This window comes from Sphingomonas sp. JC676 (genome assembly GCF_014489075.1).
In the GTDB taxonomy this organism is placed as follows: domain Bacteria; phylum Pseudomonadota; class Alphaproteobacteria; order Sphingomonadales; family Sphingomonadaceae; genus Sphingomonas.
This window is the reverse complement of the sequence record NZ_JACTGR010000002.1, coordinates 244,552-259,256: the sequence shown is the minus strand read 5'-3', so window position 1 is coordinate 259,256 and position 14,705 is coordinate 244,552. Positions and strand designations below refer to the sequence as shown.

Here is a 14,705-nt window from a genome sequence, read left to right as displayed (position 1 = left end):
GCACCGCACAAAATGGCTGGTTCGTGCCTGGTTCGTAAGGAAATGTTGCCCGCAACCGGCATCGGGCGCGGGACATGTTTTGTTACCGACAGGCAAATCGTGGGCAAGGCGGGCGCGCCTAATCGATCGGATCACCCGAAAAGGATCCGATCGTGAAGCTTCTCACTGCTGCAATTATCTCTACCGCCTTCCTGGCGACGCCCGCTGCCGCGCAATCGCTCGACGAAACCCATGAGCGGGTGTGGATGCCCTCGGGCAAGGCGCCGACACTGATCTGGCGTATGCGCGACCGGGCGGAATGGGTCGCCGCGAACAACCATCATCAGGCGGGTAAGGGCCAGATGCCGGTGGCCGCGCGATCGAAGGACAAGGTCAAGGAAGTTTCGGCGCGTCGCACGGAGGATGGGACGGCCGGCAGCGACTGATTGCCGCAAAAAATCGAGAGCCCCGCGGCCTGGGCTGCGGGGCTCTCTTTTATTCTCAGCGCTGTGCGACTTCGACGCGGTCGCGCGAAACCTTGGGCACGCGGAACGAGACGCGCGTTCCGGCGGCCTTGCCGGTCACCCAGCCCTTGTGGACCACCAGGCGGAAGCTGTCGCCGGTCGGCTGGACGGTGCCTTCGAGAATCTGCACGTCGCCCTTGGTCGTCGAAGTATAAACATAGGTGACGCCGTCACGCGTGAAGCTACGCTCCGCTTCGTTCGCGAAGGCGGGCGAAGCGATGAAGAGTGCTGCGGTTGCTGCGAAGATAAACTTGGTCACGATCTTTCTCCTTCATCTTGAAAAGAGCCAGATCGGCATCCCTGTATTGTTCTGTTCTCGACCGAAAAGATGCTGCATCGCAACAAAATCGACAATCGCAAAACGCGACCGTCTTGATTGCAGAGGACGCAAGCGACGAGACGAGGGATGCGCGCGGTGAACCGAACGCGTGACAAACTTGTGCGACAGCTCCGCGCTATCTCCTTGATATTCGCAGCAGGGACCTCGCCATGGCGGAAGCTAGCATCGCGTTGAACAGGTTCGGTCTGGGCGCCCGGCCGGGGGACGATCCCGGCTCCGATCCCAGGCGATGGCTGGCTGTGCAATTCGACAGATATGAAGCGAGGCCGGCGGCGATTGCGGCCGTTCCGACGAGCGCAACCGTGGTCGGGGAGATCGCCGACTATATTGAACAGGCGCGCGCATTCCGGCGAGAGCTAGGTCCCCGTGCCGCTCGTCAGGCCAAGCCTGCCGGTGCGCAGATGTCACCTGCGGCGGGAGCGATGTCTCCGGAAATGGATCAGGCGATGCGCGCCAATGCGCCGGCGATGCAGGACATGGCGAAGCGCAAGGTCCGGGATCTCGAGGATCCGGTGATGGCGGCGCGGCGCGTCACCGCCAAGCAAGCTCGCGAGACTTATGGTGCGGCTGTCTCGGCACGCGCGCTCACCGCGATCAATTCACCGGCGCCGATGGTCGAGCGGCTGGTACATTTCTGGGCCAACCATTTCGCGGTGTCGGCGGACAAGCTGGAGACGATCGGCTTGTCCGGCACGCTCGAATTCGAGGCGATCCGGCCGCATGTGCTCGGCAGCTTCCGCGACATGCTGTTCGCGGTCGAGCGGCATCCGGCGATGCTGGTCTATCTCGATCAGGCGCAATCGGTCGGGCCGAACAGCCTGGCCGCACAGGTTGCCGGCAAGCGCCAGGGTCCGAACGCGCAGCGGCGCTTCGGGCTCAACGAGAATCTCGCGCGTGAGATCATGGAGCTCCACACGCTCGGCGTCCGCACCGTCTACACCCAGACCGACGTCACCGAATTCGCCCGCGCGATGACCGGCTGGAGCGTCTCGGGCCTGGGTCGCGGCCAGGGCGCGCGCTTCGCCGGCACCGATGGCACGCCCGGCAATTTCGTCTTCGCCGAACGGCTGCACGAACCCGGCACACGCGCCATCCTCGGCAAGAGCTGGCCGCAACCGGGCGAGGACCAGGCCTCGGCGGTACTCGACATGCTCGCCGCGCATCCCGCCACCGCGCGTCACATCGCCACCAAGCTCGCCCGTCACTTCGCCGGCGATGACCCACCCGCGCCCTTGGTCGCGCGGCTGGAGACGACGTTCCTCAAGTCGAATGGCGATCTGCCCAGCGTCTATCGCGCGCTGATCGCCGCGCCCGAATGCTGGGTGCTGGAGCCGGTCAAGTTCAAGTCGCCCTGGGAATGGACGATCTCGGCGCTGCGCGGTCTCGGCACGCAGCAGCTTCCGCCAATGGCGATCAACGCTCTGATGACGCAGCTCGGCCAGCCGGTATGGAAGCCCAGCTCGCCCGCGGGCTGGGACGATGTCGCGGGTGCCTGGGCCGGTCCCGATGCGATCCTGCGCCGCGTCGAGGCGGCCGAGCGCATGGCCCAGCGTACCAAGGACATGATCGACGCCCGCCAGCGCGCCGCCGAACTGTTCCCCGGCGCGCTCAGCGCCAGCACGGCGCAGGCGATCGCGCGCGCCGAAAGCCCGGGGCAGGGCGTGGCGCTGATGCTCTCCTCCCCCGAATTCATGCGGAGATAGGCTCATGTTGATTTCTCGACGCGGCTTCGTCGCGGCAGGCGCCACCGCTGTCCTCACCACTGGCCTCGGCACGCGCATGGCCTTTGCCCGCGCGGCGACCGAGCGGCGCTTCGTATTCATCATCCAGCGCGGCGCGGCCGACGGTCTGGCCACGGTCGCCCCGGTGGGCGACACCGCTTTTGCGAGCCAGCGGGGGTCACTGGCCGAGGACTTCGTCACCGCGCCAAAGCTCGATTCAATGTTCGCGCTCCACCCGGCGCTCGCCAATGTCCATGGGCTCTATCAGGCGAAGCAGGCGATGTTCGTCCACGCCGTCGCCTCACCCTATCGCGACCGTTCGCATTTCGACGGGCAGAACGTGCTCGAGACGGGAGGCTCGTCGGCCTACCAGCTTCGCGACGGCTGGATAAACCGCCTGCTCACGTTGCTTCCCGCCGACGACAAGGCGATCGCGCTCGCCGCGACCATCCCGATGGCGCTGCGCGGCAAGGTCGAGGTGGCGAGCTACGCCCCCTCGGCGCTGCCCGATGCGTCGGATGACCTGCTCGGCCGCGTCTCGGCGATGTACCAGGGCGACGCGCAGCTCCACGGCATCTGGGAACAGGCGATCGCGACGCGGATGCTGACCAGCGATATGGCTGCCGACAATGGCCGCAACGCCACCGCCACCGGCGCGCTCGCCGCCAAGCTGCTCGCCGCCCAGGGCGGCGCCCGGATCGCGATGATCGAGACCGGCGGCTGGGACACGCATGCCGGCCAGCGCGGCCGCCTCGCGGGGCAGCTCAAGGGGCTCGACGGCATGGTCGGCGCGCTCAGGGACGGGCTCGGTCCGCTCTGGGCGAACACCATGGTCGTGGTCGCCACCGAATTCGGCCGCACGGTGAAGGTCAACGGCACCCAGGGCACCGATCACGGCACAGGATCGGTCGCGATGCTGATGGGCGGCGCGGTGAATGGCGGGCGCGTAGTCGCCGACTGGCCCGGCCTGTCGGATGCCGCACTCTACGAGGGTCGCGACCTCAAGCCCACCGCGGGGCTCGACACCGTGATCGGCAGCGCCGTCGCCGGGCATTTCGACCTGACACCCGCGAAGACCGCGCAGACGCTGTTCCCCGGCATGCAGAGCGCGCGCTTCATGAACGACCTCGTACGCGCCTGATGTATCTCCCGGGACAGGCGGGGCGCGCTTTGCGCACCCGCCTGTCTTCCGCTAAGAGCCCGCGCTTCCGTCACCATTGGAATCGCAATGACGCTCTACACCCGTTTCGCCGCGCATATGAACCTCGCGCTGGATGCGCTCGTCCTCGCGGGCGGCCTTCCCGCGGGGCTGGAGCGACGCGCGGTGACGGTGGAGCCGCCGCGCGATCCCTCGCACGGCGATCTCGCGACCAATGCCGCGATGGTGCTTGCCAAGCCGGCGAGTACCAATCCGCGCGCGCTTGCGGAGAAGCTCGCCGCCGAGCTCGAGAAGCTGCCCGAGGTTTCCGCGGTCAGCGTCGCCGGCCCGGGCTTCATCAATATGAGCCTGACCGACGAGACCTGGCGCGATGAGCTGACCGAGATCATGAAGGCGGGCGTGAATTATGGTCGCTCGACGATCGGCGCTGGCCTCACGGTCAACGTCGAATATGTCTCGGCCAACCCCACCGGTCCGATGCACATGGGCCATTGCCGCGGCGCGGTGGTGGGCGACGCGCTCGCCAGTCTGCTAGAATATGTCGGCCACAAGGTGGTCCGCGAATATTATGTCAACGATGCCGGCGGCCAGGTCGACGTGCTCGCCCGCTCGGCGCACCTTCGGTACCGCGAGGCGCTGGGCGAGACGATCGAGATTCCGGAAGGCTTCTATCCGGGCGACTATCTGAAGCCGGTCGGTCAGCAGCTCGCCGCCGAGCATGGCGACAAATATGTCGGCAAGCCCGAGGAGGAGTGGCTCGCATTGTTCCGCAAGGAGGCGGTCGCGGCGATGCTCGTCATGATCAGGTCCGACCTCGCCCTGCTCGGCATCCACCACGACCTGTTCTCGTCCGAGGCCGAGCTCCAGGCGGAGGGCAAGCCCGAACAGGCCGAGAAGTGGCTGCGCGAGCACGACCTCGTCTATGACGGCGTGCTCGAAGCCCCCAAGGGCGAAACGCCCGAGGATTGGGAGCCGGTCGAGCTGCCGCTGTTCCGCTCCACCCAATTCGGCGACGATCAGGACCGCCCGATCAAGAAGTCGAACGGCCAATGGACCTATTTCGGCGCCGACCTCGCCTATCACTTCCAGAAGGCGCAATCCGCCGACCAGCTGATCGACATCTGGGGCGCGGATCACGCCGGCACGGTCAAGCGGATCGTCGCGGCCGTACAGGCGCTGACCGGCGGCAAGACCCGGTTCGACGTCAAGCTCGTCCAGATGGTCCGGCTTCTCCGCAACGGCGAGCCGGTCAAGATGTCCAAGCGCTCGGGCAACTTCGTCACGCTCGCCGATGTAGTGCAGGAAGTCGGCAAGGACGTGGTCCGCTTCACCATGCTCACGCGCAAGTCCGACGCTCAGATGGACTTCGATTTCGCCAAGGTGGTCGAGGCGTCGAAGGACAATCCGGTCTTCTATGTGAACTATGCGCATGCCCGCATCGCCTCGCTCCACCGCAAGGCGGCGGAGGCCGGGATCGAATGCGCCACCGTGGATCTGTCTCTTCTTGATACAGAGGAGCTGGCGCTGGTGAAGCTCGCCGCGCAGTTCCCGCGCACGGTAGAAGGCGCCGCGGCGGCGCGTGAGCCGCACCGTATCGCCTTTTATCTCTATGACTTGTCGGCGGCACTTCATGCGCTGTGGAATGTCGGCAACGATCGCCCCGATCGTCGCTTCCTGCTCCCGGACAATCCGGCGCTGACCTGCGCACGTCTTTTCATGGCGCAGGGGATCGGGCAGATAATCCGTAACGGTCTGGGACTCATGGGTGTGGAGGCCGTGCAGGAGATGCACTGATGAATACAGGCAGCGGCGAAGCATATGAGGGCGACGATCGCCTGCCATGGCTGGAAACGGTCGACGAGGATTATGACGAGGGTCAGAAGCGTGGCCGCGTCTTTCTCTATGTCTTCGTGGCGCTGCTTCTCGCCGGCATTGTCATCTTTGGCTATTATTATGTCCGCCAGTATCCGGGACAGGCCGGTAATGGCGAGCTGATCAAGGCGCAGCAGGGCGATTACAAGGTCAAGCCGGACGAACCCGGCGGCATGAAGGTGGAGGGGCAGGGGGACAGCGTCTTCGCCACCAGCCAGGGCTCCGCAAGCAATGCCAGCATCAATGTCGGTGCGCTGCCCGAGGCTCCGATCGAGGGCAAGGCGGCACCCAAGGGCACGGCCGGTGCCGCGCCCGGTACCCGGAGGGCGACGATCTCCGTGCCTGGAACCGCCACCAAGGGAGGTCCGTCCGCCTCTACGCGTCCGGCCGCGTCCGCACCGGCGCTCGGCGGCGGATCGGGGTCGCTTGTCCAGCTCGGCGCCTTTCCAAACGAGGCCGGCGCCAATATCGCCTGGGCGCGCCTGACCAAGCGCTTCGCCTATCTCGCCCCGCTGGGCAAATCGGTCGAGCGCGCGCAGGTCGGCGACAAATCGGTGTTCCGCTTGCGCGTGAATGCCGGCAGCAACGGTCAGGCCCGCGAAATCTGCGGCAAGCTCAGGGTCGCGGGCGAGAATTGCTTCGTCGCAAGCTGAGGGCGAACGACCGACAAAGCTGTCGTGCAAAAATTTTTTGGCCGCTTTGAGGAAGTTGAAAACTTCCACGCGATACAATGGTGTAGTGAGCGCTAACCTTTCTCGATCGATATCCATCACGCGCGCGTGTAGCCGAGGCAGGGAGCCCTGCGCCCGGTGACGAACTCGTACTCGCATGAATCGGATTCGCAGGCTGGCGACATGTCGGCGCTTCGCCCGCGCGCGTCACGCAAGAACCTGTTGCTGGGGGCCACGATCGAGGCCGGCTCTCTGAAGGCGCCGGTCCGGTTGCGAAACCTTTCCACCACCGGCGCCATGCTCGAAGGCTCCACCCTTCCGGACCCGGGCGTCAAGCTCGTCCTGCAGCGCTCGGATATTCGTGTCGGCGCGATCGTCGTCTGGCGCGTGCAGGGGCGTTGCGGCGTACGGTTCGATGACGCATCGGCATCGGTCGACGAGTGGGTGGCTGGCGTACGCGCCCCGTCCTTCAATGGGCAGCAAGGCCAGGCGCGGGTCGATGCGATCCAGAATGCCGTTCGAAACGGCGAAGCCCTTCCCGTCGATGCGCCGGTGGCCGCCAGTGCCGGTCTATCCGGCGCAGAACTCGAAGCGCGTATCGTCGAAGAGATCGTCTATGTCCGGCGCCTTCTTGATGCGCTTGGCGAGGAAGTGGCGGACGATCCGATCGTTCTCCAGCGGCACATGCAGGCGCTCCAGAATCTGGACCGCGCGAGCCAGGTGCTCGAACATATCGGCGCCATCCTCAGCGCACCCGATCGCCTCGCCGCTGCGGAGGCGGTAAAGATGCACGAATTACGCACGCGCCTGCTCCGCAAGCCGAACTTTTCGTGAGGCGGAACGGCCCGGGCTGAAACCCGGCTACTTTGCTGTGGATCATCTCGCGTCGCCTCTCCCCTTGAGGGATCGGATCGGATAGGTCCGGTGTATGAAACCCGTCATATTCGGTGTATCCGGCCTCGAACTCACGGCCGAGGAACGCGATTTCTTCCGTGATGCCGATCCGCTCGGCTATATCCTGTTCAAGCGCAATTGCGGCGACCGCGCCCAGATGAAGGCGCTGACCGACAGCCTGCGCGCACTCTCCGGCCGCGTCGATCTGCCGATCCTGATCGATCAGGAGGGCGGACGCGTCGCGCGGATGCAGCCGCCCGTCTGGCCGGCTTTCCCCGCGGGCGCGGCATTCGATGCGCTCTACGAGAAGGCGCCGATCTCGGCGATCGAGGCGGCGCGTGCCAATGGCCAGGCGCTGGGGCTGATGCTTTCGGAAGTCGGCGTCACCGTCGATTGTGCCCCGCTGCTCGACGTGCGCCGGCCCGAAGTGACCGACGCAATCGGCGATCGCGCGCTGGGCGGCGAGCCGATGCGCGTCGCGGCGCTCGGCCGGGCGATCCTCGACGGGCTGCGGCGCGGCGGCGTGGTCGGCGTGGTCAAGCATATGCCGGGACATGGCCGGGCGCTGGTCGACAGCCATCTCGAGCTGCCACGGGTCAAGGCTGATGCCGCCGCGCTTGAAGTGGATATCGAACCCTTCGCCCGGCTTGCCGACGCGCCGATGGGCATGACCGCGCATCTGGTGTTCGAGGCATGGGACCAGGATCGCCCCGCCACGCTCTCGCCGATCGTGGTTCGCGACATCATCCGCGGCCGGATCGGTTTTGATGGGCTGCTCTTCACCGACGATATCGACATGAAGGCGCTGTCCGGCACGCCGGGCGAGAAGGCCATGGCCGCACTTGCAGCGGGCTGCGACGTGGTGCTCGATTGCTGGGCGCGGATGGAGGAGATGGTCGAGATCACCGGCCTGCTGCCCGATGCCGGCCCCGAATGCCTCGATCGGCTTGCACGGGCAATGGCGACGATCGCGGACGGGCCCGAGGCGGCGGATATCGACGCGCTCATCGCCAAGCGCGACGCGCTGCTGGCGCTCGCCTGACGGCTATGCTTGACTGCATCGGATGAGCGAGAGCGGAGACGATACCCTCAAGATCGATATCGACGGTTGGGAAGGGCCGCTCGATCTCTTGCTTGCGCTTGCGCGGAACCAGAAGGTCGATCTCCGGGCAATCTCGATCCTCGATCTGGTCGAGCAATATCTCGCCTTTGTGAACGAGGCGCGCGAGCTACGGCTGGAACTGGCTGCCGACTATCTCGTGATGGCGGCGTGGCTGGCCTATCTCAAATCGGCGCTGCTGCTGCCGCGCAACCCGGAGGAGTCGCCGAGCCCCGAGGAACTGGCGCTGCGGCTCCAGCTGCGCCTCGAACGGCTGAACGCGATGCGCGAGGCGGGCGCCCGGCTGGTGGCGCGCGATCGGCTGGGCCGCGACGTCTTTCTCCGCGCCGCGCCGGAAGGGTTGCGCGTGGTGCGCCAGGCGCGTTGGGAGGCCGAGATCTACGATCTCATCGCCGCTTATGGCCGGATCAGCGCGCGCACCCGCCCGGTGATGCACGTCGTTGCGGTGCGCGACGTCATGACGCTTGAAGAGGCGATCGACCGTGTTTCGACGCTGCTCGGCACGCGGATCGAATGGAGCACGATCGAGAGCTTCCTGCCCGAGGGGGCCAGCGGCACCTATCGCAAGTCTGCGCTCGCCTCTTCCTTCGTCGCGGCGCTCGAGTTGGCCCGGCAGGGCAGGCTGGAGATCCGCCAGAAATCTGCCTTCGCGCCGCTCTATCTGAAGGCCAGCGCATGACGGAGCCCGGCGATTTGGCCGACGATCTGGGTCGCGCGGTCGAGGCGGTGCTCTTCGCCTCCGAGCATCCGCTCTCGATCGACGAGATCAAGGGGCATGTCGGGCAGGATGCCGATGTCCGAGGTGCCCTTGCAGCGCTGGAGGCGCTTTATGCCGGGCGCGGCATCGAGCTCGCGCGGCGCGGCGACCGCTGGCATTTCCAGACCGCGGCGGATCTCGCCCATCTGTTGCGCCGCGACCGCGAGGAATCGCGCAAGCTCAGCCGCGCCGGCATCGAGACGCTGGCGATCATCGCCTATCACGAACCGGTCACGCGCGCCGAGATCGAAGCGATCCGTGGCGTGCAGATCTCCAAGGGGACGATCGACGTGCTGATGGAGGCAGGGTGGGTGCGTCCGGCCGGCCGCCGCGAGGTGCCCGGCCGCCCGCTCACTTATGCGACGACCCCCGGTTTTCTCTCGCATTTCGGGCTCGCCAGTCGCCGCGATCTGCCGGGAATCGACGATCTCAAGGCCGCGGGCCTGCTCGATCCGGTCGATCTCGCGTTCGAAACGATGGAAAGCGAAACTGTCACGGAAGACGAATAGGGCACCCCGATCATTTCGTCCGGGGCAGGTGCCGAGCAGTCTTGGACAATCCAACCGTTGCCGGAAGGCCCCGCTCAGCCTAGATAGGCCCGGATACGAGGAGATTTCCCATGGGTAGCATGAGTTTGATGCACTGGCTGATCGTCGGTGTTCTGGTGATCCTGTTGTTCGGAGGCAGCCGCTTCTCGAACATGATGGGTGACGTCGCCAAGGGGATCAAGCAGTTCAAGAAGGGCATGGCCGAAGACGACGACGCAGTGAAGCCTGCGGCGCCGACCCGGCTCGAAGGCAAGCCCGCCCCCGAGGCCGGCCTGCAGGCCGAAGCCGAGCGCACCCGCGAAGAGCAGCGCTGAGCGTCCCATCGATCGTTTGAATGCGCGTCCCGTGATCGGGCGCGCTTGAGGCAGTGCTGAATGTTCGACGTCGCCCCGACGGAATTACTGCTGGTTGCCGTGGTGGCGCTGCTGGTGATCGGCCCCAAGGACTTGCCAAGGGCGATGCGCATCGTCGGCAAATGGGTGGGCCGCGCGCGCGGCATTGCCCGACAGTTCCGTTCGGGCATCGATACGATGATCCGCGAATCCGAGCTTGCCGAGATGGAAAAGCAATGGGCCGCGGAAAATGAGCGCATCATGCGCGAATATCCGCCCCAACCCTCGCTGCCCGCGCCCGAAACGGAGCCGGCGGTCGAGAATCAGCTCATCGAGCACCACGATACCGCGCCGGTGATGGTCGAGCAGCCCGCGATCGTCGAGGCCGCTCCGCCAAAGCCCAGGCCGAAGCGCACGGCCAAGCCCAAGGCCGCTGTCGATCCCGAGCCTGCGGAAGCCGCACCCGCTCCGAAACGCACGCGCAAGCCCAAGGCGGCCGCGGCCCAGGTCCAGGACGAGCCCCAGCCGTGAGCGAGATCGACGACACCCAGGCGCCGCTGCTCGACCATCTGATCGAACTCCGCCGCCGCCTGCTCTGGTCGATCGCGGCACTGGTCGTTGCGTTCGGCGGCTGCCTCTATTTCGCTCGCGCCATCCTCGGCTTCCTCGTCGCGCCGCTCAAGGCTGCGGGTCAGGTGACGATCATCAACACCGCCGTCACCGGCGGGTTCATCGTCGAGCTCAAGGTCGCGTTCTTTGCCGGCCTGATGATCGCGTTTCCGGTGATCGCCAATCAATTATGGCAGTTCGTCGCACCGGGTCTCTACCGCAAGGAAAAGAGGGCGCTGCTGCCCTTCCTCTTCGCCACGCCGGTCCTGTTCGTCGCCGGCGCGAGCATGGCCTATTTCGTCGCGATACCGGTGGCGCTCAAGTTCCTGCTCGGCTTCCAGGGCGATTTGGGCGGCGGCGTGCAGCAGACCGCGTTGCCGGAGGTGAACGAGTATCTCAAGTTCGTGATGCAGTTCATCTTCGGCTTTGGGCTGTCGTTCCTGTTGCCGGTACTGCTGATGCTGCTCGAGCATGCCGGCATCGTCAGCTTCGAGCAGCTCAAGGGCGCCTGGCGCTATGCCACCGTCGCCGCGTTCGCAATTTCGGCGGTACTGACCCCGCCCGACATCGGATCGCAGCTCCTGCTCGCGATTCCGCTTGTCGGGCTGTATTTCCTGTCGCTGGTGGCGATCTGGTTCACGCGGCGGCGCCGCGAGAAGCTGGCCGAAGCCGAGAACGAGGCCGGGGCGGCCTGACGGCCCCTCCCGCTAAGGGAGAGGCTCGCCGTAGCTTATTTGTTGTCGTCGGCTGCGTTGGCGACGGTGTCGCCTGCGGACGACACGTCCTTGCCGACGCCCTCGACCGTGTTGCATGCCGAAACCAGGACCGCGCCGGCGATCGCGATGCATGCCAGGATCTTGCGCATTTGAATTCTCCATTATCGTGAAAGGCGAAAGGGGAATGCGCGGGCCGGCGGAATCGTTCCGCAACAGGCACGAGCGCAGCTCCGGAGCCACTTGGAAAATCTTAGATATTGGAAAGTGTTAGGCCCGGAAGCGTCACCGGGGGGGGGAGGGTGGACGCTTCCGGGCCTATGTCTTGGATAGCGAGAGCGGGGGGGCAAAAGGTCACTATCCGAATAGCAAAACGACATCCGGCGTATGTGGTTCCCCGAATTCCGCAAAAAATTTTGGAAAAAGATTCAGGGCCGGCCAGTGACGGCTATCGAGGCCTCATAGGCGCCGACCAGCGGATCATGGTGCAGCTTGGTGCGCAGCTGGCGCGCCAGCCCACTCATCACGCGGCCATAGCGGGTCTCGATCAATGCCTCGAGCTCGGCGCTTTCGATCAGCGCAGGCGAACTGACGCGGAGGATCGCGCGGTCTGGCTCGTCGCTCGACTTGATCGAGATGCGCACCTGGGTGTCGCCGTGGCGGCTCATCGCCAACTCGACGATCTCGGTGATCAGGAAGGCGACCGCGATCGCGACGTCCTGATTGACGAGCAAGGGCTCGATCTCAAGCGAGATGCCCAGGCCGGCGGCGCGTTCGGGTGCGGTCGCGCGGATGCTGGAGGCGAGTTCGCCGATCACCGATCGCAGCTCTAGCCCACGATTTTCCTCGAGTTCCGCATAATGATGGCGATGGACCACGGCGAGCGCATCGACACGCCGCTGGATCGAAGCATAGGCCTCGGCCGCCTCGGGGCCCCTGGCGGCGCGCGCATGGAAGTTGATCAGGCTGGAGATCACCTGAAGATTGTTCTTCACACGGTGATGGACCTCGCGCGTCAGGCGTGTCTGGCGGACGAGCCCTTCGGCCAGGTCCGATTCGTGCGCCTGCACGGTGCGGCTGATCTCGCGGAAGGTCTGGCCGAGTTCACGGATTTCCTGTGCCGGAATCGCGCCTATACGGCGCATGTCGATCACTTCGCCGGGCTTGTAGTTGCCTACGCTCGTGCGCAGCCGCCTGAGTGGGCGGATCAGCAGGATATCGACCACGAACCAGCCGATTCCGGCGGCGGCGAGCCACATCAGCACGAGGAGCACGGTGGCGATCATCAGCGGTGACGTGATCGGCGCACCCGGCATCGACATTTCGAGCACGAGTCCGTCCAGCCCGAGCTCGCGCTTGACCGTTTCGCGCCGGTCGAGCGGCCCGGCATGGGCAAGCGCGCGCAGGGCGAGCCGGTCGTCGTCGCGGACGATCGCCGCGCCATATTCGGGTACGAACCCGCTGGGACGGGCAAGCGTGGCGAGCGCGGCAGGCGTATAGAAAGCTGCGGCGCTGAGCCCCGCATTGCCGCCGACACGGACGACCAGGCCATTGCCCAGGATCGCCGCCTGCACCTGGCGCGGATCCAGCACCGCGGCACCGGCGACCGTGAAACGTTCGCCGCACAATATCTTGCCATTGCCATCGGCGATCACGAACCGCACGCCGCCCTGCGCGGCGAAGGTGCCCGCGAGCCGCGTGCAGCTCGGCGCGTTCTGGGGATCGCGTTCGAGTGCTGCCAACCCTTCGCTGAGCTGACTCACATGGTTGGCGAGAACATTGGCGACGACGCCCGAGCTTTCGTCCGCCGCCACGCCCAGCCGCTGACGTGCCTCGGCGCCGGCATGGCGCGTGGTCTGGGTGGTGGTGAACAGCGCGATCAGCGCGAGCGGCAGCAGCGCGCCGACCAGGATCAGAAAGACCTTGGCGCCCGTCGGCATACGCCCCAGCAGAGCCGCTGGGCCTTTGGCGCGCGGCTCAAGATCCGTGTCGTCCATACGTGAAAGCGTTAGTCGAGCTTTTTCAGGAGGTCGAGAAGGTCGGCGGGTACGGATTCGCGAACGGCCTCGTCATAGGCTTGGCGCAACGCTTCGCCCACGCTCCTGCCGGGCCGATTGGCATCATTTCCGCCTCTCGCCTTTAGCGGCTTCTTGTTTTCGTCTTTAGCGGAACGCACCAATTCCCCCCTGAGGGCCCGGGTCGACGGAGCCCCGGACTATGACCGACACTATTTCAACCGCGTGTGACGAATACTCACAAAGCCGCCGAGTGCAAACACCCGGCGTTCGTGCATCAAGACGACGCGGCATTGGGGGATGAAACCAAAGAGCCTCTCGATTGTTCCACAGGCGATGCGAAATCCGGGGAGGGGCTCCTTCGGGTAGCAGAACTGATTGCAATGGACCCGCGCGAAGCCGAGATATGCGGCTAGCGCACTCGAAGGAGAATGACCCAATTATGTCGCTCGGACAGCAACTCGCGCCTCATCTCCCCCTCCTGCGGCGCTACGCGCGCGCGCTCACCGGCAGCCAGGCCGAAGGCGACCGCTATGTGCGCGCAGCGCTGGAGGCGATCGTGGCGGCGCCCGATCAGTTTCCGCGCGAAGTCGATCCGCGCCTCGGCCTCTATCGTACCTTCCAGGCGATCTGGCAGTCGACGCACCTCGAAGAGGAGGACATCCGCGAAGACAGCCCCAACGAGAATGAAGCGATCGCGCGCAAGCGTCTCGCACGGCTCACGCCACTTTCGCGCCAGGCGCTGCTGCTGACCACCGTCGAGGGATTCAGTCCCGAGGACGCGGCCTATCTTATCGATGAGGAGCCTGAGCAAGTGTCGAACCTGGTCGCCGAGGCCGTTGCCGAGATCGAGCGGCAGACACGCACCCGTGTGATGATCATCGAGGATGAACCGCTGATCGCGATGGACCTCGAGCAGATCGTCCGCGATCTGGGCCATGAAGTCACCGGTGTCGCTGTCACGCGCGACGAGGCGGTGGCGCTGGCGATGGAGGATCGCCCGGGGCTGGTGCTCGCCGACATCCAGCTTGCTGATGACAGCTCGGGCATCGATGCGGTCAAGGACATCCTGGCCGAGTATAGCGTGCCGGTGATCTTCATCACGGCGTTCCCGGAACGCTTGCTGACCGGCGAGCGACCCGAGCCAACCTTCCTCATCACAAAGCCTTTCCAGCGTGAGACCGTGAAGACCACGATCAGCCAGGCGCTGTTCTTCGATCAGGCGACCGTTCCGGCCTGAAGAGGCAAAAAAGCTGGCGCGGGTTCCATATGATACGGACCCAAAACGGTTTTGGTGTGTTGAAGCGATATGGCTGAGAACAACGAACCCGTTCACATCTCGACAGAGGACGCCCGCGCCGGCGCAACTCCGCACGTCACCCGCTATGTACTTGGCGTCGGCCTGGTACTGGTGATCATAGCCTTTGCCGTCATTCTCTGGTCCTGACCTG

At 65.5% G+C, this 14,705-nt stretch carries 18 protein-coding genes; 14 read left to right on the top strand and 4 right to left on the bottom strand.

The features are described from left to right. Nucleotides 1-152 precede the first annotated feature (152 nt). Nucleotides 153-425: a hypothetical protein gene (locus IAG41_RS08120; protein ID WP_187728121.1), complete on the top strand. Its 273-nt coding sequence runs from the start codon at nucleotides 153-155 to the stop codon at nucleotides 423-425. Nucleotides 426-480: 55 nt separating this feature from the next. Here IAG41_RS08120 and IAG41_RS08115 read toward each other — a convergent pair whose 3' ends face one another. Next, nucleotides 481-762, bottom strand: coding sequence for a hypothetical protein (locus IAG41_RS08115; RefSeq protein ID WP_187728120.1), 282 nt, complete (start codon nucleotides 760-762; stop codon nucleotides 481-483). 230 nt (nucleotides 763-992) lie between these two features. On the opposite strand from IAG41_RS08115, the gene IAG41_RS08110 reads away from it, so the two are divergent. From IAG41_RS08110 to tatC, 11 genes are all read left to right on the top strand, one after another. Next, entirely contained in the window at nucleotides 993-2,546 is a 1,554-nt protein-coding gene (locus IAG41_RS08110) for a DUF1800 family protein (RefSeq protein WP_187728119.1), read from the top strand. A gap of 4 nt (nucleotides 2,547-2,550) precedes the next feature. Then, nucleotides 2,551-3,705, top strand: coding sequence for a DUF1501 domain-containing protein (locus IAG41_RS08105; RefSeq protein ID WP_187728118.1), 1,155 nt, complete (start codon nucleotides 2,551-2,553; stop codon nucleotides 3,703-3,705). A gap of 87 nt (nucleotides 3,706-3,792) precedes the next feature. After that, complete coding sequence (argS, locus tag IAG41_RS08100) at nucleotides 3,793-5,517, top strand: arginine--tRNA ligase (protein WP_187728117.1); 1,725 nt, start codon at nucleotides 3,793-3,795, stop codon at nucleotides 5,515-5,517. Then, on the top strand, nucleotides 5,517-6,248 hold the full coding sequence (locus IAG41_RS08095; protein ID WP_187728116.1) for an SPOR domain-containing protein: 732 nt from the start codon (nucleotides 5,517-5,519) through the stop codon (nucleotides 6,246-6,248). Before argS ends, IAG41_RS08095 begins: the two co-directional genes overlap by 1 nt. Before the next feature lie 201 nt (nucleotides 6,249-6,449). Next, nucleotides 6,450-7,100 (top strand): PilZ domain-containing protein, encoded by a 651-nt coding sequence (locus tag IAG41_RS08090; protein WP_187728115.1) that lies wholly within the window; start codon nucleotides 6,450-6,452, stop codon nucleotides 7,098-7,100. A gap of 94 nt (nucleotides 7,101-7,194) precedes the next feature. After that, on the top strand, nucleotides 7,195-8,202 hold the full coding sequence (gene nagZ, locus IAG41_RS08085; protein ID WP_187728114.1) for a beta-N-acetylhexosaminidase: 1,008 nt from the start codon (nucleotides 7,195-7,197) through the stop codon (nucleotides 8,200-8,202). A 22-nt stretch (nucleotides 8,203-8,224) separates the two neighbouring features. Continuing rightward, nucleotides 8,225-8,959 carry a segregation and condensation protein A gene (locus tag IAG41_RS08080; protein WP_187728113.1) on the top strand — a complete coding sequence of 245 codons (735 nt, stop codon included), beginning with the start codon at nucleotides 8,225-8,227 and terminating at the stop codon, nucleotides 8,957-8,959. Next, complete coding sequence (gene scpB, locus IAG41_RS08075; protein ID WP_187728112.1) at nucleotides 8,956-9,546, top strand: SMC-Scp complex subunit ScpB; 591 nt, start codon at nucleotides 8,956-8,958, stop codon at nucleotides 9,544-9,546. The genes IAG41_RS08080 and scpB overlap by 4 nt, the downstream gene beginning before the upstream one ends. A 110-nt stretch (nucleotides 9,547-9,656) precedes the next feature. Next, nucleotides 9,657-9,899 (top strand): twin-arginine translocase TatA/TatE family subunit, encoded by a 243-nt coding sequence (locus IAG41_RS08070; RefSeq protein ID WP_187728111.1) that lies wholly within the window; start codon nucleotides 9,657-9,659, stop codon nucleotides 9,897-9,899. 60 nt (nucleotides 9,900-9,959) lie between these two features. Next, nucleotides 9,960-10,448 carry a Sec-independent protein translocase protein TatB gene (tatB, locus tag IAG41_RS08065; protein ID WP_187728110.1) on the top strand — a complete coding sequence of 163 codons (489 nt, stop codon included), beginning with the start codon at nucleotides 9,960-9,962 and terminating at the stop codon, nucleotides 10,446-10,448. Then, the gene (tatC, locus tag IAG41_RS08060) at nucleotides 10,445-11,221 is read left to right on the top strand and encodes a twin-arginine translocase subunit TatC (protein WP_187728109.1); all 777 of its coding nucleotides are present in this window, start codon (nucleotides 10,445-10,447) and stop codon (nucleotides 11,219-11,221) included. Before tatB ends, tatC begins: the two co-directional genes overlap by 4 nt. 35 nt (nucleotides 11,222-11,256) lie before the next feature. Here tatC and IAG41_RS08055 read toward each other — a convergent pair whose 3' ends face one another. From IAG41_RS08055 to IAG41_RS23450, 3 genes are all read right to left on the bottom strand, one after another. Next, the gene (locus IAG41_RS08055; RefSeq protein WP_187728108.1) at nucleotides 11,257-11,391 is read right to left on the bottom strand and encodes an entericidin A/B family lipoprotein; all 135 of its coding nucleotides are present in this window, start codon (nucleotides 11,389-11,391) and stop codon (nucleotides 11,257-11,259) included. 276 nt (nucleotides 11,392-11,667) lie between these two features. Beyond that, nucleotides 11,668-13,236, bottom strand: a complete 1,569-nt coding sequence (locus IAG41_RS08050; protein ID WP_262408540.1) for a sensor histidine kinase — start codon at nucleotides 13,234-13,236, stop codon at nucleotides 11,668-11,670. 11 nt (nucleotides 13,237-13,247) lie between these two features. Next, nucleotides 13,248-13,415 carry a NepR family anti-sigma factor gene (locus IAG41_RS23450; RefSeq protein WP_316251114.1) on the bottom strand — a complete coding sequence of 56 codons (168 nt, stop codon included), beginning with the start codon at nucleotides 13,413-13,415 and terminating at the stop codon, nucleotides 13,248-13,250. Between the two features lie 281 nt (nucleotides 13,416-13,696). Between IAG41_RS23450 and IAG41_RS08040 the strand changes: the two genes are divergently transcribed. Both IAG41_RS08040 and IAG41_RS08035 read left to right on the top strand, forming a co-directional pair. Next, nucleotides 13,697-14,494, top strand: a complete 798-nt coding sequence (locus IAG41_RS08040) for a response regulator (protein WP_187728107.1) — start codon at nucleotides 13,697-13,699, stop codon at nucleotides 14,492-14,494. 69 nt (nucleotides 14,495-14,563) lie between these two features. After that, nucleotides 14,564-14,701 (top strand): hypothetical protein, encoded by a 138-nt coding sequence (locus IAG41_RS08035; protein WP_187728106.1) that lies wholly within the window; start codon nucleotides 14,564-14,566, stop codon nucleotides 14,699-14,701. Nucleotides 14,702-14,705 lie beyond the last annotated feature (4 nt).